This is a genomic window from Micromonospora pattaloongensis (genome assembly GCF_900107255.1).
Lineage (GTDB): Bacteria > Actinomycetota > Actinomycetes > Mycobacteriales > Micromonosporaceae > Micromonospora_I > Micromonospora_I pattaloongensis.
In genome coordinates this window covers 364,410-386,577 of record NZ_FNPH01000005.1, presented here as the reverse complement: position 1 = coordinate 386,577, position 22,168 = coordinate 364,410, and the positions used below count along the sequence as shown (strand labels likewise).

Annotated in this window: 19 protein-coding genes; 7 read left to right on the top strand and 12 right to left on the bottom strand. The window is 72.2% G+C overall.

The genetic code is table 11. The features are described 5' to 3' along the window. Nucleotides 1–54: 54 nt before the first annotated feature. Entirely contained in the window at nucleotides 55–708 is a 654-nt protein-coding gene (locus BLW47_RS16715) for an acVLRF1 family peptidyl-tRNA hydrolase (protein ID WP_091557872.1), read from the bottom strand. 242 nt (nucleotides 709–950) lie between these two features. Here BLW47_RS16715 and BLW47_RS16710 point away from each other — a divergent pair, with 242 nt between their 5' ends. After that, nucleotides 951–3,869, top strand: coding sequence for a penicillin acylase family protein (locus BLW47_RS16710; RefSeq protein ID WP_091557870.1), 2,919 nt, complete (start codon nucleotides 951–953; stop codon nucleotides 3,867–3,869). Here the strand turns inward: BLW47_RS16710 and BLW47_RS16705 are convergent. From BLW47_RS16705 to BLW47_RS16670, 8 genes are all read right to left on the bottom strand, one after another. After that, complete coding sequence (locus BLW47_RS16705) at nucleotides 3,859–4,236, bottom strand: metal-sulfur cluster assembly factor (RefSeq protein ID WP_091557868.1); 378 nt, start codon at nucleotides 4,234–4,236, stop codon at nucleotides 3,859–3,861. The two genes, BLW47_RS16710 and BLW47_RS16705, sit on opposite strands and share 11 nt — an antisense overlap. Next, entirely contained in the window at nucleotides 4,233–4,718 is a 486-nt protein-coding gene (gene sufU / locus BLW47_RS16700; protein WP_091557865.1) for a Fe-S cluster assembly sulfur transfer protein SufU, read from the bottom strand. The genes BLW47_RS16705 and sufU overlap by 4 nt, the downstream gene beginning before the upstream one ends. Beyond that, entirely contained in the window at nucleotides 4,718–6,022 is a 1,305-nt protein-coding gene (locus tag BLW47_RS16695; RefSeq protein WP_091557862.1) for a cysteine desulfurase, read from the bottom strand. Before BLW47_RS16695 ends, sufU begins: the two co-directional genes overlap by 1 nt. 49 nt (nucleotides 6,023–6,071) lie before the next feature. Then, a complete protein-coding gene (gene sufC / locus BLW47_RS16690; RefSeq protein ID WP_091557857.1) occupies nucleotides 6,072–6,845 on the bottom strand; it encodes a Fe-S cluster assembly ATPase SufC in 774 nt (257 codons plus the stop codon). Then, nucleotides 6,842–7,180, bottom strand: a complete 339-nt coding sequence (locus tag BLW47_RS16685; RefSeq protein ID WP_091557854.1) for a non-heme iron oxygenase ferredoxin subunit — start codon at nucleotides 7,178–7,180, stop codon at nucleotides 6,842–6,844. The genes sufC and BLW47_RS16685 overlap by 4 nt, the downstream gene beginning before the upstream one ends. A gap of 2 nt (nucleotides 7,181–7,182) precedes the next feature. Then, nucleotides 7,183–8,325: a Fe-S cluster assembly protein SufD gene (gene sufD / locus BLW47_RS16680; protein WP_091557851.1), complete on the bottom strand. Its 1,143-nt coding sequence runs from the start codon at nucleotides 8,323–8,325 to the stop codon at nucleotides 7,183–7,185. Nucleotides 8,326–8,455: 130 nt separating this feature from the next. Beyond that, nucleotides 8,456–9,886: a Fe-S cluster assembly protein SufB gene (gene sufB, locus BLW47_RS16675; protein WP_091557848.1), complete on the bottom strand. Its 1,431-nt coding sequence runs from the start codon at nucleotides 9,884–9,886 to the stop codon at nucleotides 8,456–8,458. Beyond that, entirely contained in the window at nucleotides 9,883–10,656 is a 774-nt protein-coding gene (locus BLW47_RS16670; protein ID WP_175543663.1) for a helix-turn-helix transcriptional regulator, read from the bottom strand. The genes sufB and BLW47_RS16670 overlap by 4 nt, the downstream gene beginning before the upstream one ends. Nucleotides 10,657–10,754: 98 nt before the next feature. On the opposite strand from BLW47_RS16670, the gene BLW47_RS16665 reads away from it, so the two are divergent. Next, complete coding sequence (locus BLW47_RS16665) at nucleotides 10,755–11,726, top strand: COX15/CtaA family protein (RefSeq protein ID WP_175543670.1); 972 nt, start codon at nucleotides 10,755–10,757, stop codon at nucleotides 11,724–11,726. Nucleotides 11,727–11,744: 18 nt separating this feature from the next. On the opposite strand, the gene BLW47_RS16660 is transcribed toward BLW47_RS16665, so the two are convergent. The 3 genes from BLW47_RS16660 to BLW47_RS16650 form a co-directional block, all read right to left on the bottom strand. Then, the gene (locus tag BLW47_RS16660) at nucleotides 11,745–12,659 is read right to left on the bottom strand and encodes an ATP-grasp domain-containing protein (RefSeq protein WP_091557842.1); all 915 of its coding nucleotides are present in this window, start codon (nucleotides 12,657–12,659) and stop codon (nucleotides 11,745–11,747) included. Nucleotides 12,660–12,820: 161 nt separating this feature from the next. After that, the gene (locus BLW47_RS16655; protein ID WP_091557839.1) at nucleotides 12,821–13,150 is read right to left on the bottom strand and encodes a hypothetical protein; all 330 of its coding nucleotides are present in this window, start codon (nucleotides 13,148–13,150) and stop codon (nucleotides 12,821–12,823) included. Between the two features lie 199 nt (nucleotides 13,151–13,349). Beyond that, nucleotides 13,350–14,342: a heme o synthase gene (locus tag BLW47_RS16650; protein WP_425435407.1), complete on the bottom strand. Its 993-nt coding sequence runs from the start codon at nucleotides 14,340–14,342 to the stop codon at nucleotides 13,350–13,352. A 272-nt stretch (nucleotides 14,343–14,614) separates the two neighbouring features. Between BLW47_RS16650 and tkt the strand changes: the two genes are divergently transcribed. Genes tkt through BLW47_RS16625 form a run of 5 tightly spaced genes read left to right on the top strand, consistent with a single transcriptional unit; the run spans nucleotide 14,615 to nucleotide 22,161 of the window. Beyond that, nucleotides 14,615–16,756: a transketolase gene (gene tkt, locus BLW47_RS16645; protein WP_091557835.1), complete on the top strand. Its 2,142-nt coding sequence runs from the start codon at nucleotides 14,615–14,617 to the stop codon at nucleotides 16,754–16,756. 13 nt (nucleotides 16,757–16,769) lie between these two features. After that, on the top strand, nucleotides 16,770–17,948 hold the full coding sequence (tal, locus tag BLW47_RS16640) for a transaldolase (protein WP_091557831.1): 1,179 nt from the start codon (nucleotides 16,770–16,772) through the stop codon (nucleotides 17,946–17,948). Continuing rightward, entirely contained in the window at nucleotides 17,945–19,594 is a 1,650-nt protein-coding gene (locus tag BLW47_RS16635; protein ID WP_091557827.1) for a glucose-6-phosphate isomerase, read from the top strand. The genes tal and BLW47_RS16635 overlap by 4 nt, the downstream gene beginning before the upstream one ends. A 36-nt stretch (nucleotides 19,595–19,630) precedes the next feature. After that, entirely contained in the window at nucleotides 19,631–21,145 is a 1,515-nt protein-coding gene (zwf, locus tag BLW47_RS16630; RefSeq protein ID WP_091557824.1) for a glucose-6-phosphate dehydrogenase, read from the top strand. Next, nucleotides 21,142–22,161 carry a glucose-6-phosphate dehydrogenase assembly protein OpcA gene (locus BLW47_RS16625; RefSeq protein WP_091558208.1) on the top strand — a complete coding sequence of 340 codons (1,020 nt, stop codon included), beginning with the start codon at nucleotides 21,142–21,144 and terminating at the stop codon, nucleotides 22,159–22,161. Before zwf ends, BLW47_RS16625 begins: the two co-directional genes overlap by 4 nt. Nucleotides 22,162–22,168: the final 7 nt, after the last annotated feature.

Here is a 22,168-nt window from a genome sequence, read left to right as displayed (position 1 = left end):
CGCGGCGAGCGCCGCGGACCGGCGGACGACGGCGCGGCGGGCGCGCGGAAAGCGTTAGGCGGGCTGCGGGTCGCGGACGACGATCCGCACGGCGCGCGCGGCGCCGATTGCCTCGACCAGGACAGCGTGCCGCGGCTCGGGCACGTCGAGCAGCCGCTCGACCCGGAGCGCCGCGAGCGGGGCGAGCCGACGATCGCCGAGGATGGTGTCGACGGTCCGCCGGTCTCCCCCGCAGACCAGCGCGGCGAGCGACCCGACCTCGGGGAGCAGCAGCCGCACCGCGAGATCGGCCGCGTCGCCGGCCGCCGCCTTCGCCTGGTTGTCGCGACGGCGCGCGAACCGCTGCTGCGACCAGCCGCCCGCCGCCGTACGGCCCTGCACGTACCGGCTGTCCACCTTGGACGCGACAAGACGCTCACCGTCGGCCACCCCGACGGCGACGGCCCCCTTGCGGGCGAGCAGCAGCCCGAGCCGGCGGGGCGTCGCCGCAGCCGCCAGGAAGCCGGGCAGGCCGACGTCGGTCGGCGCGCCGGGCGGGGCGTGCAACTCGGCGGTGGCGCCGTCGGGAGCGGTGAGCAGCACGCCGTACCCGAACGGCGCCGCTTGCGGCGCGCCGTGCCGGCCCGCGAATCCCTCGATCCAGCGCGACACCCGGGCCGGGTCGACGTCCACCCACCGCCCGCCGCCCGCCGCCGGACGGCTGCTCATGATGGAACCTCCGTGTCCATGCCCAGACCGTACGCGCGGCCGGGTAGCAGCCAGACAGTGAGGACGCCGATCACCGTCGCCCGATCGAGAAGGTTTTCGCCGGGACATCGACCGCCATGCGTCTTTCCGGCTACCATCCGGTAACCAAAACGTTTCGGTCTCCTGCCGCCGCGGCGGCGGGCCCGGCCTCCGCCGGGAGCTCCACGGTCACTGTCCCCGCACCGATGGAGGGGATCCCGCCCATGAGCCGACGTGTCATCGACCGGACCCTCGCGGCCGCCACCGCCGCCGCCACGGCGGTCGCCCTCAGCCTCGTCGTCCCCGCCGGCGCGCCGGCCGCCGCTTTGCCGCCCGCCCCGGCGGTCGCGTCGTTCGCCGCCGACGACTACTGCCTGGGCCAGTGCGCGGACATCCTCCCGCCGGGCCAGAACGGCAACGCGACCCTCGTCGACATCCGCGGCCACCAGACCCTCGGCACCATGCCGCGGCACACCGGCGACCAGCTCGACCGGTACGCCGACCTCGTCTACGGCTACGCGGGGCTGCGCGAGGACCAGCTGGACCGCTTCTTCAACGACGCCTCGTTCGGCGTCCCGCCCGGACAGGTGGAGCGCACATACTCCCCCCGCGCGGACGTGACGATCGTCCGGGACACGGCCACGGGTGTCCCGCACATCACCGGCACGACCCGTGCCGGCACGATGTTCGGCGCCGGCTACGCCGGCGCCGAGGACCGGCTGTTCACCATGGACCTGTTGCGACACGTCGGCCGGGGCACGCTGACCTCCTTCGCCGGCGGCGCGCCCGGCAACCGGGCGCTGGAGCAGAGCGTCTGGCGCAACTCGCCGTACACCGAAGCCGACCTGCAGGCGCAGGTGGACGCGCTACGCCGGCAGGGCGACCGGGGCGAGCTGCTCCACGGCGACGTGCACAGTTACATCGCCGGGGTCAATGCGTACATCGACAGGTGCATGGCCCGCCGCAACTGCCCCGGCGAGTACGTGCTGACCGGGCACCTCGACGCGATCACCAACGCCGGCGGGCCGCAGCGGTTCACGATGACCGACCTGATCGCGATCGCCGGCGTGGTCGGGGGGCTGTTCGGCGGGGGCGGGGGCGCGGAGATGCAGTCCGCGCTGGTGCGGATCGCGGCGCGGGCGCGATACGGCCCGGCCGAGGGAGACGCCGTGTGGCGCGGCTTCCGGGCGCAGAACGACCCCGAGACGGTGCTGACGCTGCACGACGGGCAGAGCTTCCCGTACGGCGACGCCGCCGACGACGCGCCGAGCGTGGTGCTACCGGACGCCGGCTCCGCGACCGTCGAGCCGGTGACCCGCGCGCCCACCGGCTCGGCACGGTCGGCCGCCCCGGCGCCCGGCGCCGACCTCGCCGCCGCGCTGGCCGGACTGACGCTGCGTCGCCCCGGCATGTCGAACGCGGTGGTCGTCTCGGGCGCGCACACCACCACCGGAAACCCGGTCGCCGTGTTCGGCCCGCAAACCGGCTACTTCGCGCCGCAGCTGCTGATGGTCCAGGAGCTGCAGGGGCCGGGGATCAGCGCCCGCGGCGCCGCGTTCGCCGGCCTCAACCTCTACGTGCTGCTCGGCAGGGGCCAGGACTACGCGTGGAGCGCCACCTCGTCGATCCACGACATCACCGACACGTACGCCGTGCCGCTGTGCACGGTGGACGGCAGCGCGCCGACTCTGGCCGCCACCCACTACCGGTACCGCGGCCAGTGCGTGGCGATGGAGAAGCTGTCGCACGTCAACCGCTGGTCCCCCACGGTCGCCGACCCCACCCCGCCCGGCTCGTACGAGCTGGTGGCCTGGCGCACCAGGCTCGGGCTGGTCGCCTGGCGCGGCACCGTCGACGGCGTCCCGCACGCCTTCGCCCAGCTGCGCTCGACGTATCGCCACGAGGCGGACTCGGCGATCGGGTTCCAGATGTTCAACGACCCTGCCGCCATGGGCAGCGCCCGGGCGTTCATCGATGCCGCCGCGCACATCGGTTACACGTTCAACTGGTTCTACGTCAGCTCGACCGAGGCCGCGTACTTCAACTCCGGGCTCAATCCGGTGCGTCCGGCCGGCGCCAACCCGAACCTGCCGATGCGGGCGGAACCGGCGTACGAATGGGAGGGGTTCGACCCGGCGGCCCACACGGCCCGCTATGCGCCGCCGGCGCAGCATCCCCAGTCGGTGAACCAGGACTACTACGTCAGCTGGAACAACAAGCAGGCGAAGGACTTCGGGGCGGCGGACGGCAACTTCAGCTTCGGCTCCGTGCACCGCGGCGAGCTGCTCGACGCGCCGGTGCGGTCGGCGCTGGCGGCCGGGCGGAAGTTCGACCGGGCTGGCCTGACGCGGCTGGTCGCCGAGGCCGGCGTGACGGATCTGCGCGGGATCGCGCCGCTGGACGCGCTGCTGCGGGTGCTGACCGCACGACCGGTCACCGATCCGGCGCTGGCGACGGTGATCGACCAGCTGAAGGCATGGCGGCAGGCCGGCGCGAAACGCGAGGAGACCGCCGCCGGGTCAAAGACGTACCGGCACGCGACCGCGATCCGGGTCTTCGACGCCTGGTGGCCGCTGCTGGTCCGGGGGCAGTTCCGCGCCGGGCTCGGCCCCGAGCTGTACCAGGCGCTGGTCAACGCGTTGCAGATCAACGAGTCGCCGTCGGGGCAGCAGCGCGGCGACGTCTCCACGCTGCCCGGCTCCGCCAACGAGGCGCAGGCCCACAAGGGATCGTCGTTCCAGTACGGCTGGTGGGGGTACGTCGACAAGGACCTGCGGGCGCTGCTCGGCGAGCCGGTGTCCGGCGGACCGGGGCGGGTGTACTGCGGCGGCGGCGCCCTGGACGCGTGCCGGCAGATGCTGCTCGACACGCTGCGGGCGGCGGCCGCCCAGCCGGCGACCGAGGTCTATCCCGGTGACGAGCACTGCGCGGCCGGCGACCAGTGGTGCGCGGACGCGATCGTGCAGTCGCCGCTCGGCGGGATCACGCACGACCCGATCGCGTGGCAGAACCGCCCGACCTACCAGCAGGTGGTGTCGTTCCCGGCCCGGCGCGGCGACCACGTCGGCACGGTCGACGCGCTCGGGGGCACCCGCCGCGTGGCGGATGCCCCCGATTGGACGCGCGGAGAACTCAGACGTTGAAGCCGAGCGCCCGGAGCTGCTCGCGGCCCTCGTCGGTGATCTTGTCGGGGCCCCACGGCGGCAGCCACACCCAGTTGATCCGGATGTCGGAGACCAGCCCGCCGCCCGGTCCGGTCGTCAGCGCCTGGCGCGCCTGGTCCTCGATCACGTCGGTCAGCGGGCAGGCCGCCGAGGTCAGCGTCATGTCCAGGGTCGCCACGTTCTCGTCGTCGACGTGGACGCCGTAGACCAGCCCGAGGTCGACGACGTTGATCCCCAGCTCGGGGTCGACGACGTCCTTCATCGCCTCTTCGATGTCCGCGATCGCCGCCTTCTTACCGGCTGCGGGTTCTGCCGCCGCCGGCGTCGCGGTGTCCTGCTCGCTCATGCCTTCACCTCCGGGCTCACGCCCACACCGGCGCGCGCCGCGGCGTCCTTGAACGCCATCCACGGCAGCAACGCGCATTTCACCCGCGCGGGATAGCGGGCCACCCCGGCGAACGCCACCCCGTCACCGAGCACGTCCTCGTCCGGCGTGACCTGGCCACGCCCGGACATCAGCTCCAGAAACGCCTCGTGCACCTCGAACGCGGCGTCGACCGGCCGGCCGCGCAGCAGCTCGTGCAGCACGCTCGCCGACGCCTGGCTGATCGAACACCCCATGCCGTCGTACGACACGTCCGAGATCCGGTCGCCGTCGACGGCCACCCGGATCGTCACCTCGTCGCCACACGTCGGGTTGACGTGGTGCGCCTCGCCGGACCGGTGCGGGGCGCCGTCCGCCGACAGAGCCGGCTCACGCAGCCCCCGGCCGTGCGGGCGCTTGTAGTGATCCAGGATGATTTCCTGGTAGAGCTGGTCGAGCTGCATTACGCGAAGACCTTCCGCACCTGTTCGAGGCCGCGCACCAACGCGTCGATCTCGTTGGTGGTCGTGTAGAGGTAGAACGACGCGCGGGTGGTCGCCGGCACGCCGTAACGCACGCAGACCGGCCGGGCGCAGTGGTGCCCCACCCGGACCTCAATCCCTTGGGCGTCGAGCACCTGCCCGACGTCGTGCGGGTGGATCCCCTCCAGCGCGAACGAGATCGTGCCGCCCCGGCCGACCGGCACCGTCGGACCGAAGATCCGGAGCCCGGGCACGGTCGCGAGCGCGTCCAGCGCGTACGCGGTGATTTCCTTCTCGTGCCACTGGATCGCCCGCATGCCGATCCCGGACAGGTAGTCCACCGCCGCGCCGAGCGCGACCGCCTCGGCGATCGGCGGCGTGCCGGCCTCGAACCGCGCCGGCGGGGGCGCGAAGGTGGAGCCGGTCAGGGCCACGGTCTCGATCATCGAACCGCCGCCGAGCACGGGCGGCATCGCCGCCAACAGCTCGGCGCGACCCCAGAGCACCCCGATGCCGGTCGGGCCGCACATCTTGTGCCCGGTGAACGCGATGAAGTCGACGTCGTAGTCGACCACGTCCATCGGCATGTGCGGCACCGACTGCGAGCAGTCCAGCATCAGCAGGGCTCCGACTTCCCGGACCCGCTCCGTGATCCGGGAGGTGGCGTTCACGGTGCCCAGGATGTTGGACATGTGCACCAGCGAGACGAACTTCGTCCGCTCGTTGATCAGCTCGTCGAGGTTGGACTCGTCGAGCCGCCCCTCGTCGGTGACGTTGAACCAGCGCAGCGTGGCGCCGGTCCGCTCGCAGAGCAGTTGCCACGGCACCAGGTTCGAGTGGTGCTCCATCTCGGAGATCACCACCTCGTCGCCGGGGCCGAGCCGGAACCGCGGATCGCCGGCGGCGCTGGCCGAGGCGTTGGAGAAGGCGTACGCGACCAGGTTGATCGCCTCGGTGGAGTTCTTGGTGAACACCACCTCGTCGGGGCTGGACGCGTTGATGAACGCGGCGATCTTCGCCCGCGCTCCCTCGTACGCCTCCGTCGCCTCCGTGCCCAGCGTGTGCACCGAGCGCGAGACGTTGCCGTTGTGCCGCTCGTAGTGCTCGCGCAGCACGTCCAGCACCTGCCGCGGCTTGTGCGAGGTGTTGGCGCTGTCCAGATAGACCAGGGGGTGGCCGTTGACCTCCCGACTCAGGATCGGGAAGTCGGCGCGCACCGCTTCGACGTCGAAGCGGGGTACGTCGTCGAACTGCGGCATCCCCTCAGGGATCACGATGGTGGTCATCGGGACAGCACCCTTCCTCGAACGGACCGGACCAGGCGAACGGGTCGGCTCAGGCCTTCGCCGCGCCCGCGCCCGCGACGTACCGCTCGTAGCCCTCGGCCTCGAGCTTCTCGGCCAGCTCCGGGCCGCCCTCCTCAACGATCCGGCCGGCGACGAAGACGTGCACGAAGTCGGGCTTGATGTAGCGCAGGATGCGGGTGTAGTGCGTGATCAGCAGCAGGCCGGTCTCACCGGTGTCGCGGACCCGGTTGACGCCCTCGCTGACCACGCGCAGCGCGTCGATGTCGAGACCGGAGTCGGTCTCGTCGAGGATCGCCACCTTCGGCTTGAGCAGCTCCAGCTGCACGATCTCGTGCCGCTTCTTCTCACCGCCGGAGAAGCCCTCGTTCACGTTGCGCTGCGCGAACGCCGGGTCCATCTGCAGACGCTCCATCGCGCCCTTGAGCTCGCCGGCCCAGGTGCGCAGCTTCGGCGCCTCGCCGTCGACCGCGGTCTTGGCGGTGCGCAGGAAGTTGGCGACCGAGACGCCGGGCACCTCGACCGGGTACTGCATGGCCAGGAAGAGGCCGGCGCGGGCCCGCTCGTCGACGGACATCGCCAGGACGTCCTCGCCGTCCAGCGTCACCGAACCACCGGTGATCTCGTACTTCGGGTGGCCGGCGATCGAGTAGGCCAGGGTGGACTTACCCGAGCCGTTCGGGCCCATGATGGCGTGGGTCTCCCCCGACCGCACGGTCAGGTCGACCCCGGCCAGGATCGGCTTGAGCTCGCCCTCGGGCAGCTTCACCGACACCTGCAGGTTTCGGATCTCCAGAACGCTCACGGTGCTGTTACTCCATTGCTCGGGGTCAGACTGATGTAGATGCCGCCGTCGCGGATCTCGACGGGGTAGACGGGCACGGGTTCGGTGGCGGGCAGCCCGGTCGGCTCACCGGTGCGCAGGTCGAACCGGGAACCGTGCAGCCAGCACTCCAGCGTGCACCCCTCCACCTCCCCCTCCGACAGCGCCACCGCGGCGTGCGAGCACTCGTCCCGCACCGCGTAGAACTGGTCGTCCTCGGCGTGCACGATCGCGATCTGGGTGCCGTCGACGTCGGCGCTGATCGCCGTGCCCTTGGGCACGTCCTCCGTCGAACAGATCAGCACGGGCTCGGACATGATCAGGCAGCCGACTTCTGCAGGCGCTGCTCGATCGCGTCGCCGAGCCGCTCGCGCAGCGCCTCGACCGGGACCTTGTTGAGCAGCTCGGCGAAGAAGCCCCGCACCACCAGCTTGCGCGCCTCGCCCTCGGGGATGCCGCGCGCCATCAGGTAGAACAGCTGCTCGTCGTCGAAGCGGCCGGTCGCGCTGGCGTGCCCGGCGCCGGCGACCTCGCCGGTCTCGATCTCCAGGTTCGGCACCGAGTCGGCGCGGGCGCCGTCGGACAGCACCAGGTTCCGGTTGATCTCGTACGTGTCGGTGCCGGTCGCCGCGGCACGGATCAGCACGTCGCCGACCCAGACGGTGTGCGCGTCGTCGCCCTGCAGCGCGCCGCGGTAGCCGACGTAGCTGCGGCAGTCCGGCACGGTGTGGTCGACCAGCTGCCGGTGCTCCTGGTGCTGGCCGGCGTCGGCGAAGTACAGGCCGTAGAGCTCTGCCTCGCCGCCCCGCCCGGTGTACTCGACGGTGGTGAACTGACGCACCGCGTCGCCGCCGAGCGTCACCTGCACGTGCGTGACCTTCGCGTCCCGGCCGAGCCGCACCTTCAGGTGCTGCGCCTGCACCGCGTCGGCGGCCCAGTCGGTGACCGTGACCAGCGTCAGCTTCGCGCCGTCGGCGACGGCGACCTCGACGTTGTCGGCGAGGGTGGCCGAGCCGACGTGCTCAAGCACGAGGGTGACCTCCGCGAACCGGCCGACCTCGACGAAGGTGTGCCCGTACGCGACGCCCTCGGCGCCGCCGCCGACCACCCGCACCACCGCCGGCTCGGCGACCTGCGCGTCGGGCGCGACCGTGACCAGCAGCGCCTGCTCGGCGCGGCCGTAGGCCAGCGCGCTGATCCGGTCGAACGGGGTGAGCACGCTGCCGACGCGCGGGTCGGCCTTGTCGATCATGGCGGCCGTGACGCCGTCCGGGAGCTGCGCGTACTCGTGCGTGACCGACGCCGTCGCGGCCGGCTCACCGCCGGCCAGGCCGCGGAACCGCTTCAGCGGGGTGAAGCGCCACTCCTCCTCCAGGCCGGTCAGGGCCGGGAAGTCGGCGACGTCGTACGAGCGCAGCGCCTGCGACTTGGTCGTCGGCGGCGCGAAAGCCTGTGTGCTCATCTCTTCCTTGGTCTTTGTCTCGCGAATGTCGACCTGGACAGTGCGCCCGGGCGGGGCGCCGTGCGGGGGCGATGGGCTCCCGGTCCACCGGCCCCCGGGCCGTCGGCCCGGGGGTCGGCCGCGGGCGGCGTCAGCCGACCGCGCCCTCCATCTGCAGCTCGATCAGGCGGTTGAGCTCCAGCGCGTACTCCATCGGGAGCTCCTTGGCGATCGGCTCGATGAAGCCGCGCACGATCATCGCCATCGCCTCGTCCTCGCTCAGGCCCCGGCTCATCAGGTAGAAGAGCTGGTCCTCGCTGACCTTGGAGACGGTCGCCTCGTGCCCCATCGCCACGTCGTCCTCGCGGATGTCCACGTAGGGGTACGTGTCGGAGCGGGAGATCGTGTCGACCAGCAGCGCGTCGCACTTCACCGTCGAGGCGCTGTGGTGCGAGCCCTCCAGCACCTGCACCAGACCGCGGTACGAGGTGCGGCCACCACCGCGGGCGATCGACTTGGAGACGATCGTGCTCGAGGTGTGCGGCGCGGCGTGCACCATCTTGGCGCCGGCGTCCTGGTGCTGGCCCTCGCCGGCCATCGCCACGGAGAGCACCTCGCCCTTGGCGTGCTCGCCGGTCATGAAGACCGCCGGGTACTTCATGGTGACCTTGGAGCCGATGTTGCCGTCGATCCACTCCATGGTCGCGCCCTCGTGGCACACGGCGCGCTTGGTGACCAGGTTGTAGACGTTGTTCGACCAGTTCTGGATGGTCGTGTAGCGGCAACGGGCGTTCTTCTTGACGATGATCTCGACGACCGCGCTGTGCAGCGAGTCGGACGAGTAGATCGGGGCGGTGCAGCCCTCGACGTAGTGGACGTACGCGCCCTCGTCCACGATGATCAGCGTCCGCTCGAACTGGCCCATGTTCTCGGTGTTGATCCGGAAGTAGGCCTGCAGCGGGATCTCGACGTGGACGCCCTTGGGCACGTAGATGAACGAGCCACCGGACCACACGGCGGTGTTGAGCGCGGCGAATTTGTTGTCGCCGACCGGGATCACCGTGCCGAAGTACTCCTGGAAGAGCTCCGGGTGCTCCTTGAGGGCGGTGTCGGTGTCGAGGAAGACGACGCCCTGCTCCTCGAGGTCCTCACGGATCTTGTGGTAGACGACCTCGGACTCGTACTGGGCGGCGACACCGGCGACCAGCCGCTGCTTCTCCGCGTCGGGGATGCCCAGCTTGTCGTAGGTGTTCTTGATGTCCTCGGGAAGCTCGTCCCAGGTGGTCGCCTGCTTCTCGGTCGACCGGACGAAGTACTTGATGTTGTCGAAGTCGATGCCGGTGAGGTCGGCGCCCCAGGCGGGCATCGGCTTGCGGTCGAAGAGGCGCAGCCCCTTCAGTCGCAGGTCGAGCATCCAGGCCGGCTCGTTCTTTTTGGCCGAGATGTCGCGGACCACGGCCTCGCTGAGCCCCCGCTGAGCAGCCGCACCGGCCACGTCGGAGTCGGCCCAGCCGTATTCGTACTTCCCCAGGGCAGCGAGCTGCTCCTCCTGGGTCAGGGGCTGGACGATCTGCTCGGTCATCTATCTGTCCTCACAGTGGTGACGGTGGTGTTACCGGTCGGAGCGCGTCGGGGATCGGGAATGTGCGTGGTGCACACCCCGTCGCCGTGCGCGATGGTGGCCAGGCGCTGCACGTGGGTGCCGATCAGGCGGGAGATGACCGCCGTCTCCGCCTCGCACAGCTGAGGAAACTCGGCGGCCACGTGCGCCACCGGGCAGTGGTGCTGGCACAGCTGGCCGCCGGAGGCGATCGTGGACGCGTTGGCAGCGTAGCCCTCGGCCGTGAGCGCCCCCGCAAGCGCCTCCGCCCGCGCGAGCGGGTCCGGGCCGGCGCCCTCCATGGCGGCGCGGCAGCGCGCCTCCAGCGCGGCGACCTGCTCGGCCGCGAACGCCTCGACGGCCTCGGCGCCCCCGTGCCGGGAGATCCAGCGCAGGGCCGCGGTGGCCATGCCGTCATAGGTGTGGGTGCCGCAGCGGATCCGCGCCGCGTCGGTCAGCACGAAGACCTTGGCCGGACGGCCCCGGCCGCGCTGACCGCGCACCGGCTGTTCCCGCGCGACGACGTCGCCGTCGGCGAGCAGCGCGTCGAGGTGCCGGCGGATCGCCGCCGGGCTCAGCCCCAGCTCCGCGCCCAACTGGGCGGCGGTCGCCGCCCCGTGCTCCAACAGCAGCTGCGTCACCCGGTCCCGGGTGCGCCCGTCGGAGCCGGCCGGATTCGCCGGGGAGCTGGCGGCGCCGACGACCGGATCGGTCGCCGGCTGAGGCTCGGAGAGCACCGCCAGGTTTTTCACAACGCCAACGTTACGTATTTCGCGACCGACCCGCAAACGCGAGCCCCGGTGATCCCCACCACCGGGGCCCACCGGACGCGCCCGAACGCAGAACTACGCTGCGTAGGATTGCGCGCGTGAAGCGATCCGACCGGTTTCCGGTCAGCACCCACCTGCTCCGGCGTATCGCGCTCGCCTCGCTGATCGCCAATATCGTGATCGTGGTCACCGGCGCGGCCGTCCGACTCACCGGCTCCGGGCTCGGCTGCCCGACCTGGCCGCGCTGCACCGACGATTCGTACACCGCCACCCCGGCGATGGGCATCAACGGCGCGATCGAGTTCGGCAACCGCCTGCTCACCTTCGCCGTCGCCGCCGCCGCGCTGGCCGGGCTCGTCGCCGCGCTGCTGCACCGGCCGCGCCGCCGGTCGGTCGTGCTGCTCGCCGGCGGCGTGCTGGCCGGCATCCCGGCCCAGGCCGTGATCGGCGGCATCACCGTGCTGACCAACCTCAACCCGTGGGTGGTCGGCCTGCACTTCCTCGCCTCGATGGGCGTCATCGCCGTCGCGTACGCGTTCTGGCGGCGCGTCGACGAGCCCGACACCCCGGCGATCCCGGCCGTGCCGTCCCCGATCCGCGCGCTCGCCGGGCTCACCGTCGTGGCCAGCGCCGCCGTGATCGTCGTCGGCGTGATCGTGACCGGCAGCGGACCGCACGCCGGCGACGCCGACGCCAAGCGCAACGGGCTGGACCCGGCGACGATCTCCCAGGTCCACGCGGACCTGGTCTTCCTGCTGCTCGGTCTCTCCGTCGCGCTCTGGCTCGCGCTCAAGGCCGTCGGTCCCGCTTCCGCGGCCCGCGCCGCCGGCGTGCTCGTCGTGGTCGAGCTGGCCCAGGGGATGATCGGTTTCGTCCAGTACTTCACCGGCCTGCCGGTGATCGCGGTCGGCGCGCACATGCTCGGCGCCTGCCTGGTCTGGGTCGCCACGCTCGCCGCGCTCTGGTCGACCCGCACCCGCCGGCCCCGCACCGACGACGCCGCCACCGCCTCCGCCCGCGCCGCCGATCAGGGACTGGTTCACGCGCCCTGACCCCGGGCGGGGATCCCGTCAGGGCAGGCGGCGGACGATCGCGTCGGCGAGCCGGTCGGCCGCACCGTCGGCGTGGCCCAGGAAGAGCGACGGCTCGGTCAGCTCCAGCTCGACCAGGATCGGCGTGCCGTCCGCCCCGGGGATCAGGTCGACGCGGGCGTAGAGCAGCGGCTCCATGTCCTCCGGCAGCGCCGCGAGGACCTGACGGGCCGCGGCGTGCTCGGCGTCGCTCGGGGTCCGCGGCGTGATCTTCTCGGGCTGGTAGAGCGAGTTGGTGGCCGCGTCCGGACCGGTCAGCATCGCGCCCTTGCGGATCGCGTGACTGAACTCCAGCCCGTCCGGGCCGGCGAGGAAGAGCAGGGCGGTCTCGCCGTACGTGTCGACGGCATCGAGGTAGGGCTGCACCATCACGAGCCGGTCGGCGGCCTGCAGCCGGGCGACGTGCGCGACGGCGAGCGCGCGCTGGTCGGCGTCGGCCAGGTCGTAGCGGCCGGTGTCCTGGCTGCCGGCGCTCACCGCGGGCTTGACGACGTACTCCCCCGTCTCCGGCGGCGTCCACTCGTCAGCGGCGCCGAGCCAGTCGGTCGGCACGGTCGGCACGCCCGCCGCGGCGAGCTCGCGCAGGTAGCGCTTGTCGGTGTTCCACCGGACGGTCAGCGCCGGGTTGGCCAGCGCCGGGACGCGGCGCGCCCAGGCGACGAACTCGTCGCGCCGCGGCACGTAGTCCCACGGCGAGCGCAGCACCGCGAGGTCGTAGTCGCCCCAGTCGACGTCGGGGGCGTCCCAGACGACCGGCTCGGCGACGACGCCGCGGGCGGCCAGCGGTGCCAGAACGAGCTGGTCGTCCGGCTCGAGCTCGGGAAGGTCGGCGCAGGTAACGAGAGCGACCCGGGCGCGGGCCCGGGTCGCCGTACGGTCGTGCTCGGATGTCACAACTGGTGCCTGTCGGTCGGAAAGGGATGGGAAGCGCGCCGCAGGCGCACCGGGGGGTGGGAAGCGCGCCGGAGGCGCATCGGGGGGGTGGGAAGCGCGCCGGAGGCGCATCGGGGGGGGTGGGAAGCGCGCGAGCGCGCTCGCCGGAGGGGGATTCGAATTCAGCGGGCCAGGGCCCGGCGGGACATCGAGCGCCAGATATCGGCGTTGGGCGCCATCTCGTCCATCAGCTCCCGCTCCCAGCCGTTCTCCACCGCGACGCCGGCCTTGACGCACGCGGCGCGCGCGACGTCGGTGCCGTCGGCGAACTGGTCCGCCCAGACGCCGTCGGAGCCCACCAGGACGATCCGGGCGCCGCGCTTGCCGACGTACTCGATGACGGCCTTGGCGCCACCGTGCGCGGAGGCGAAGGACTTGATGCCGCCAACCAATCCGCTGGGCGCCCCGGGGAGCGTCTCGGTCGCCAGCGTCGTATCGGAACCATCTGCCATGAGCCGAGCCTATGCAGACCAGCCGCGGTAAGTCGTTCACCTACTGGGGGATTGTGACGCCAATTACCTACGGGTTTAACAATTGCCAGGGAACGTTTAGCCCGATTTTTCCGACACGGGTGCCGGATTTGGCATCAGGAAATGAGCGCGGCAAGGGATTCAAAGCATTAATCGGGCATTCCGCCCAAACACGATCGGGTTACAAGAGCGCGTCGACGGCGACCGCGACGAACAGGATCGTCAGGTAGGTGGTCGACCAGTGGAACAGCCGCATCGGCCGCAGCGGCTCACCCCGGCGCGCCCGCCCGGCCAGTCGGTGCGCCTCCAGCAGGAACAGCGCGCCCACCACGACGGCGGTGAGCCCGTAGACCGGGCTCATCCCGAGCGGCCACACGGCCAGCGACGCCGCGACCGTCAGCCAGGTGAAGAGGACGATCTCCAGGTTGACCCGGCGGACCGAGGCCACCACCGGCAGCATCGGGATACCGGCCCGCGCGTAGTCGTCCTTGTACTTGATGGCCAGCGCGTAGAAGTGCGGCATCTGCCAGAAGAAAACGACCGCGAACAACGCCCAGGCGGCCGGCGACAGCCCGCCGGTGACCGCGGCCCAGCCGATGAGCACCGGAGCGGCGCCGCAGATCCCACCCCAGAACGTGTTCTGCGGCGTCGTGCGCTTGAGCCACATCGTGTAGATGACGTCGTAGTAGACGATGGCGGCGAGCGTCAGCGCGGTCGCGAGCCAGTTCGTGAAGGCCGCCATCAGGGCCACCGAGACGGCGGCGAGCACCAGGCCGAAGACCAGCGCCGCGCGCGGGGTCACCGTGTGCGCCGGCAGCGGTCGGCGCTTGGTCCGACGCATCAGCTGGTCGATGTCGCGGTCGATGTAGCAGTTGAGGGCGCTCGCCGCCCCGGCCGCGAGCGCGCCGCCGACCAGCACCACCGCGACCAGCCAGAGCGAGGGCAGGCCACCGGCCGCGAGCATCATCGCCGGCACGGTGGTGACCAGCAGCAGCTCGACGATCCGCGGCTTGGTCAACGCCACGTACGCCTTGATGATCGCCGGGATGTCCCGCCCACCCGCCGCGGCGGCGCCCTCCGGCCCGGCGGTCGGCGACCCGGCAACCGGCTCGGCCGCATCCTCGGACGGACCCGCCGCCCGCCCGTAGGCAGGGCGCTCGGTGATCATGCTCACGGATTGCACCTTCCGGCGTCGGCGCTGGCGATCGGACGGCGGGCCCCCGCATGGTCAGCGCGCCGAACGACAGCGTACGCGCAGGCATTCGCCCTGCCCGGCCGACCCTTCACGGGTGCGGGCGATCACACAATCGGGCGATCCGGGCCTCCCCGACCGGCTCGACCACGCCACACCGCACCGGGTTGACGTGATCGGCGCACGGAGGTTTAGAAGGGGCCGATAGGGTCATCAGAGAGGGTTCCGCCCACCTGCCGAGGAGCACAACCATCGTGGCTGCCACAGATTCCGCGCAAGCGCCCTTGAATTGGTCTGATCTGGACCGCCGAGCGGTCGACACCGCCCGCGTGCTGGCGATGGACGCCGTCGAGAAGTCGGCCAACGGTCACCCGGGCACGGCGATGAGCCTCGCGCCCGCCGCGTACCTGCTGTTCAACCGCGTGATGCGGCACGACCCGAGCGACGCCGGCTGGGCCGGCCGCGACCGCTTCGTGCTCTCTGCGGGTCACTCCAGCCTGACGCTCTACATCCAGCTCTACCTCTCCGGCTACGGCCTCAGCCTCGACGACCTCAAGTCGCTGCGGCAGTGGGGCTCGCTCACGCCGGGGCACCCCGAGCACGGGCACACGCTCGGCGTCGAGACCACCACCGGCCCCCTCGGCCAGGGCGTGGGCAACGCGGTCGGCATGGCGATGGCGGCGCGCCGCGAGCGCGGCCTGCTCGACCCGGACGCCGCCCCCGGCGGGTCGATCTTCGACCACCACGTCTACGTGATCGCGTCCGACGGCGACCTCGAAGAGGGCATCAGCCACGAGGCGTCCTCGCTCGCCGGGCACCAGAAGCTCGGCAACCTGATCATGATCTACGACGACAACGAGATCTCGATCGAGGACGACACCCGGATCGCGAAGAGCGAGGACACCGCCGCGCGCTACGAGGCGTACGGCTGGCACGTGCAGACCGTCGACTGGCGCGCGGGGCACGACGCGGGCGACGGCGAGTACCGCGAGGACATCGAGGCGCTCTACGCGGCGCTGCAGGCGGCGAAGGCCGAGACCGGCCGTCCGTCGATGATCGTGCTGCGCACGATCATCGGCTGGCCCGCGCCGAACAAGCAGAACACCGGCAAGATCCACGGCTCCGCGCTCGGCGCCGACGAGGTCGCCGCCACCAAGCAGGTGCTCGGCTTCGACCCCGGCCAGAGCTTCGCCGTCGACGACAAGGTCCTGGCCCACGCGCGCGAGGTGCTCGACCGGGGCCGGCAGGCGAACGCGCGCTGGAAGGACGACTTCGCGGCCTGGGCGCAGGCCAACCCGGAGCGCAAGGCGCTGTACGACCGGCTCGCCGACCGGTCGCTGCCGACCGGCTGGACCGAGGCGCTGCCGAGCTGGCCGGCCGATCCGAAGGGGGTCGCCACCCGGGCCGCCTCCGGTCAGGTGCTCAACGCGCTCGCCCCGGTGCTGCCCGAGCTGTGGGGCGGCTCGGCCGACCTGGCGGAGAGCAACAACACCACGATGAAGGGCGAGCCGTCCTTCATCCCCGAGGAGTTCGCCACCAGGGAGTTCCCGGGCAACCCGTACGGGCGCACGCTGCACTTCGGCATCCGCGAGCACGCGATGGGCGCGATCATGAACGGCATCGCGCTGCACGGCGGCACCCGGCCGTACGGCGGCACGTTCCTGGTCTTCAGCGACTACATGCGCCCGTCCGTGCGGCTCGCGGCGCTGATGAAGCTGCCGGTGATCTACGTCTGGACGCACGACTCGATCGGCCTCGGCGAGGACGGCCCCACCCACCAGCCGGTGGAGCACCTCTCCGCGCTGCGCGCCATCCCCGGCCTCGACGTGGTCCGGCCCGCCGACGCCAACGAGACGGCCTGGGCGTGGCGGATGGCGCTGGAGCACACCGACCGCCCCACCGCGCTGTCGCTGACCCGGCAGAACGTGCCGATCGTCGACCGTGAGAAGTACGGCTCGGCGGAGGGCGTCCGGTACGGCGGGTACGTGCTGGCCGACGCCGGCAACGCCCAGCCGCAGGTGATCCTGATCGCCACCGGGTCGGAGGTGCCGCTGGCGCTGACCGCCCGCGAGCGGTTGGAGGCCGAGGGCGTCCCGACGCGGGTCGTCTCGATGCCCTGCCAGGAATGGTTCCGCGCCCAGGACGAGGCGTACCGCGAGTCGGTGCTGCCGCGGGGCGTGCGGGCGCGGGTCAGCGTCGAGGCCGGCATCGCGATGTCCTGGCACGACCTGGTCGGCGACTGCGGCGAAACCGTCAGCCTTGAACACTTTGGGGCCTCCGCGCCGTACACCGTGCTGTACGAGCAGTTCGGCTTCACCCCCGACCGCATCGTGGCGGCGGCGCACGCGTCGCTGACCCGGGTCGGCGACATCACCGGTAGCACCACCGGAAACTGAGGGAGACCGCACTATGACTGACCGTTTGGGCGAACTCACCGCCGCGGGGGTGGCGGTCTGGTTGGACGATCTGTCCCGGTCGCGACTGACCGGCGGCAACCTCGACCAGCTGCGCCGGGAGAAGCACGTGGTGGGGGTGACCACCAACCCCACCATCTTCGCCAAGGCGCTCAGCGACGCCGACGCGTACAACTGGCAGCTGCGGGACCTGGCCGCGCGCGGCGTCACCGTCGACGAGGCGGTCCGGATGCTGACCACCTACGACGTGCGGTGGGCCTGCGACGTGATGCGGCCGGCGTACGACGCGTCGGCCGGCGTCGACGGGCGGGTCTCGATCGAGGTGGACCCGCGGCTGGCGCACGAGACGGAGAAGACCGTCGCCGAGGCCAAGGCGCTGTGGTGGCTGGTGGACCGGCCCAACCTGTTCATCAAGATTCCGGCGACGCTGGCCGGCCTGCCGGCCATCACCGCCACGCTCGCCGAGGGGATCAGCGTGAACGTCACCCTGATCTTCTCGCTGGAGCGGTACACCGCCGTGATGGAGGCGTTCCTGGCCGGGCTGGAGCAGGCGAAGGCGAACGGCCACGACCTCACGAAGATCGGCTCGGTCGCGTCGTTCTTCGTCTCGCGCGTCGACACCGAGATCGACAACCGGCTCGACAAGATCGGCGGTGACGCGGCGAAGGCGCTGAAGGGTAGGGCCGGGGTCGCCAACGCGCAGCTGGCGTACGAGCGCTACACCGAGGTCTTCTCCTCCGAGCGGTGGCAGGCGCTGGCCGACGCGGGCGCCCACCCGCAGCGCCCGCTCTGGGCCTCCACTTCGACGAAGAACCCCGACTACCGGGACGTCATCTACCTCGAGGAGCTGATCGCTCCGGGCACCGTCAACACGATGCCCGAGTCGGCGATGAACGCGTACGCCGACCACGGCGAGACCCGCGGCGACACCGTCACCGGCTCGTACGGGACGGCCCGGAAGGTGATGTCCGACCTCGCGGAGGCCGGCGTCGACTTCGGCGACGTGGTCGCGGTGCTGGAGCGCGAGGGCGTGCAGAAGTTCGAGGCGAGCTGGCAGGAGCTGCTCGCCGGCGTCCGCGAGTCGCTGGAGGCCGCGGCGGAGGGCTCGCGCCGTCCCAACGCGGCCGCCCAGGGCCACGGCGAGAAGGCGGAGCAGGCGGGAGGCAACGCGTGACCGACTTCCTGGACGGCGGCGTCGAGGCGGCGGCGGGGCTCGCCGTCTACGGCGCCGAGGCGATCGACAAGTCGGCGCCGGCCTCGACCCGGGAGGCGCTGGTCGCCGACGGGGTGCCGGCCCAGCTGGCCGGCAAGGACCCGACGCTGTGGGGCCCGGAGGCCGAGGCCGAGGCGCGGATCCGCCTGGGCTGGGTGGACACGCACCGGCGCAGCCGCGAGCTGCTCCCCCAGCTCGCCGAACTGCGGGCCGAGCTGGGCGACCTCGACCACGTGGTGCTCGCCGGCATGGGCGGCTCGTCGCTGGCGCCCGAGGTGATCACCCGTACGCTCGGCCGGCCGATGACCGTGCTCGACACGACCGATCCCGGCCAGGTGCGGGCGGCGCTGGGCGACCGGCTGGAACGCACCGTCGTCGTGGTGGCCAGCAAGTCGGGCTCGACGGTGGAGACCGACAGCCACCGGCGCGCCTACTGGCAGGCGTTCCTCGACGCCGGAATGACCGAGGCCGAGGCGGGGCGGCACTTCGTGATCGTCACCGACCCCGGCTCGCCGCTGGAGGAGACCGCCCGGCAGATGGGCGCGTTCGTGGTGCTCGCCGACCCCGAGGTCGGCGGCCGCTACTCGGCGCTGACCGCCTTCGGGCTGGTCCCGTCGGCGCTGGCCGGCGTCGAGGTCGGCTACCTGCTCGACGAGGCCGACGCGCTGGCCGAGTCGCTCGGCCGGGACGCCGACAACCCGGCGCTCGCGCTCGGCGCGGCGCTCGGCACCGCCGCCACCACCGGCCGCGACAAGGTCGCGCTGATCTCGGACGGCACCGGCATCGACGGGCTCGGCGACTGGGCCGAGCAGCTGATCGCCGAGTCGACCGGCAAGGGCGGGCTCGGCATCCTGCCGGTCGTGGTGGAGAGCCCGGAGAGCCCCGGCGCGACCGGCGACGACGTGCTGACCGTGACGTACGGCGGGTCGCAGGCGCCGAACGCGGTGCCCGGCGGCGGGGTCCGGCCGCACCTGGCGGTCAACGGACCGCTGGGCGCGCAGTTCCTCGCCTGGGAGTACGCCACCGCCGTCGCCGGCCGGGTGCTCGGCATCGACCCGTTCAACCAGCCGAACGTGACCGAGTCGAAGGAGAACACGGCGCGGCTGCTGGAGTCGGGGCTGCCCGCCGAGAAGCCGGCGTTCGCCGAGGGCGCGATCGAGGTGTACGGCCCGGCCGGCGGCCCCGGCACGGTCGCCGAGGCGGTGCGCTGGCTGATCGGCAGCGTGATCGACGAGGGCTACATCGCGATCATGGCCTACCTGGACCGCGCCGCCGACGCCGACGCCGCGCAGCTGCGCCCGCTGGTGGCCGAGGCCGCGCGCCGGCCGGTCACCTTCGGCTGGGGGCCGCGGTTCCTGCACTCCACCGGCCAGTACCACAAGGGCGGACCGCAGGTCGGCTCGTTCCTGCAGATCACCGGGGCGGTCAACGAGGACCTGCCGGTGCCGGGCCGCCCGTACACCTTCGGGGAACTGCAGGCGGCGCAGGCCGCCGGCGACCGGCAGGCGCTCGCCGCCCGGGAGCGGCCGGTGCTGCGGCTGCACCTCACCGACCGCGTGGCGGGTCTCGCACAGCTGGTTGCCGCGATTCGCGGCCTCGCGGGCTGACAATGATCAGCACGAGCACGATCTGAAGGAGGCGACGTGAACCCGTTGCGCGACCCGCAGGACCGGCGGCTGCCGCGCATCCCGGAGCCCTGCGCTCTGGTGATCTTCGGCGTGACCGGCGACCTGGCCCAGAAGAAGTTGCTTCCGGCCGTCTACGACCTGGCCAACCGGGGGCTGCTGCCGCCCGGCTTCGTCGTGCTCGGCTTCGCCCGGCGGGACTGGGGCGACGGTGACTTCGAGGCGCTGGCCTACGAGTCGGCCCGCAAGTACGCCCGTACCCCGTGGCGGGACGAGGTGTGGGGGCGGCTGGCCGGCAACATCCGCTTCGTCGGCGGCTCGTTCGACGACGACGCCGCGTTCGACAAGCTCGCCACCTGCCTCGACGACCTGCGCGCCAGCCACGGCATTCCGGGCAACGCGGCGTTCTACTTCTCGATCCCGCCGGCCGCGTTCCCCACGGTGCTCAAGCAGCTCGCCCGCACCGGGATGGCCGACAACGACCGCTCCGGCGGGTGGCGCCGCGTCGTGGTGGAAAAGCCGTTCGGGTACGACCTGCCGTCGGCCAAGGCGCTCAACGACCTGGTCGACGACGTGTTCACCCGCGACGACGTCTTCCGGATCGACCACTACCTCGGCAAGGAGACCGTCCAGAACATCCTGGCGCTGCGGTTCGCCAACAGCCTGTTCGAGCCGCTGTGGAACTCCACCTACGTCGACTCCGTGCAGATCACGATGGCCGAGGACGTCGGCATCGGCAGCCGCGCCGGCTTCTACGACGCCGCCGGCGCGGCGCGCGACGTGGTGCAGAACCACCTCCTCCAGCTGCTCGCGCTGGTCGCCATGGAGGAGCCGACCAGCTTCGACGCCGCGGAGATCCGCGCCGAGAAGCTGAAGGTGCTCAGGGCGATCAGCCTCCCCGAGGACATCGCCGCCGGCTCCGTGCGCGGGCAGTACCTGCCCGGCTGGGTGGCCGGTGAGCGGGCCGTCGGCTACCTGGAAGAGCCGAACGTGCCGCAGGACTCGACGACCGAGACGTACGTCGCGGTGAAGCTCGCCATCCAGAACCGCCGGTGGGCGGGGGTGCCGTTCTACGTCCGCGCCGGCAAGCGGTTGCCGCGCCGGGTCACCGAGGTCGCCATCATGTTCAAGAAGGCGCCGCACCTGCCGTTCAACCGCGCCGACGTGGAGATGCTGGGCCACAACCAGCTGGTGATCCGGGTGCAGCCGGACGAGGGCGTGGTGCTGAAGTTCGGCTCCAAGGTGCCCGGCACGACGATGGAGCTGCGCGACATCGCGATGGACTTCCAGTACGGCGAGGCGTTCACGGAGTCCAGCCCGGAGGCGTACGAGCGGCTCGTGCTGGACGTGCTGATCGGCGACCGCACGCTCTTCCCGGACGCCGCCGAGGTGGAGCAGAGCTGGCAGGTCGTGGACCCGCTGGAGGAGGCCTGGGCGGGCACCCGCCCCGAGCCGTACCGGTCCGGTGAATGGGGCCCGCGCGCGGCCGACGAGATGCTGGCCCGCGACGGCCGGGCATGGAGGAGAGCATGATCAGCCTGTGGGACACCACCGGCACCGAGGTGGTCAAGGCGCTCGCCGCCGAGCGGCGCAGCGCCGGGGGCGTCGCGAGCGGCATGGCGCTCACCCTCATCGTGGTGGTCGACGAGAAGTCCGTACGGGAGGCCGAGGCGGCCGCCACCATCGCGGCGGCCACCCACCCGTGCCGGCTGCTGGTCGTGGTCCGCTCCGACATCGAGCGTGACCGCAGCCGCCTGGACGCCGAGATCGTCGTCGGCGGCCGGCTCGGGCCGTGCGAGGCCGTCGTGATGCGGATGTCGGGACGGCTCGCGCTGCACGCGGAATCCGTCGTGATGCCGCTGCTCGTGCCCGACGTTCCGGTCGTCACCTGGTGGAACGGGGTGCCGCCCGAGGAGATCGCGACCGACTTCCTCGGCGTGGTCGCCGACCGGCGGATCACCGACTCGGCGCAGGCCGCCGATCCGGTCGCCGCGCTGCGGCAGCGCGCCATCGACTACGCCCCCGGCGACACCGACCTCGCGTGGACCCGGATCACGCCGTGGCGCACCCTGGTCACCGGCGCGTTCGACACCGCCGAGGCCCGGATCGTCGGGGCGACCGTGGTGGCCCCGAGGAGCGACCCGACCGCCGCGCTGATGACCAGTTGGCTGGCCGCGCGGCTCGGGATCCGGCCGGAGTGGCAGGAGACGACCGAGTTCCCCCGGATGCGCGCGGTCGAACTGCGCTGCGCCAACGGCGACCAGGTGCTGCTCACCCGGGAGAACGGCTCGGCGATCTTCACGCGGACCGGGCAGCAGGAGCGGCACCTGCCGCTGGTGCGGCGCCCGCTCGGCGAGGAACTCGCCGAGGAGCTGCGGCGCCTCGACGCCGACGACGTCTACGCCGAGGCGCTGGGCACCATGGCCGGGCTGCCCGGACTGCGGGCCCGGCCGGCGCGGCGGGTGCACGTCTGGAAGGACCCGGCGCTCGCCCAGCGGGCGGAGGCGTCGGTCGGCGCGATGGCCGGTCCCGGCGGGTCGGCCGCGTGAGCGAGCG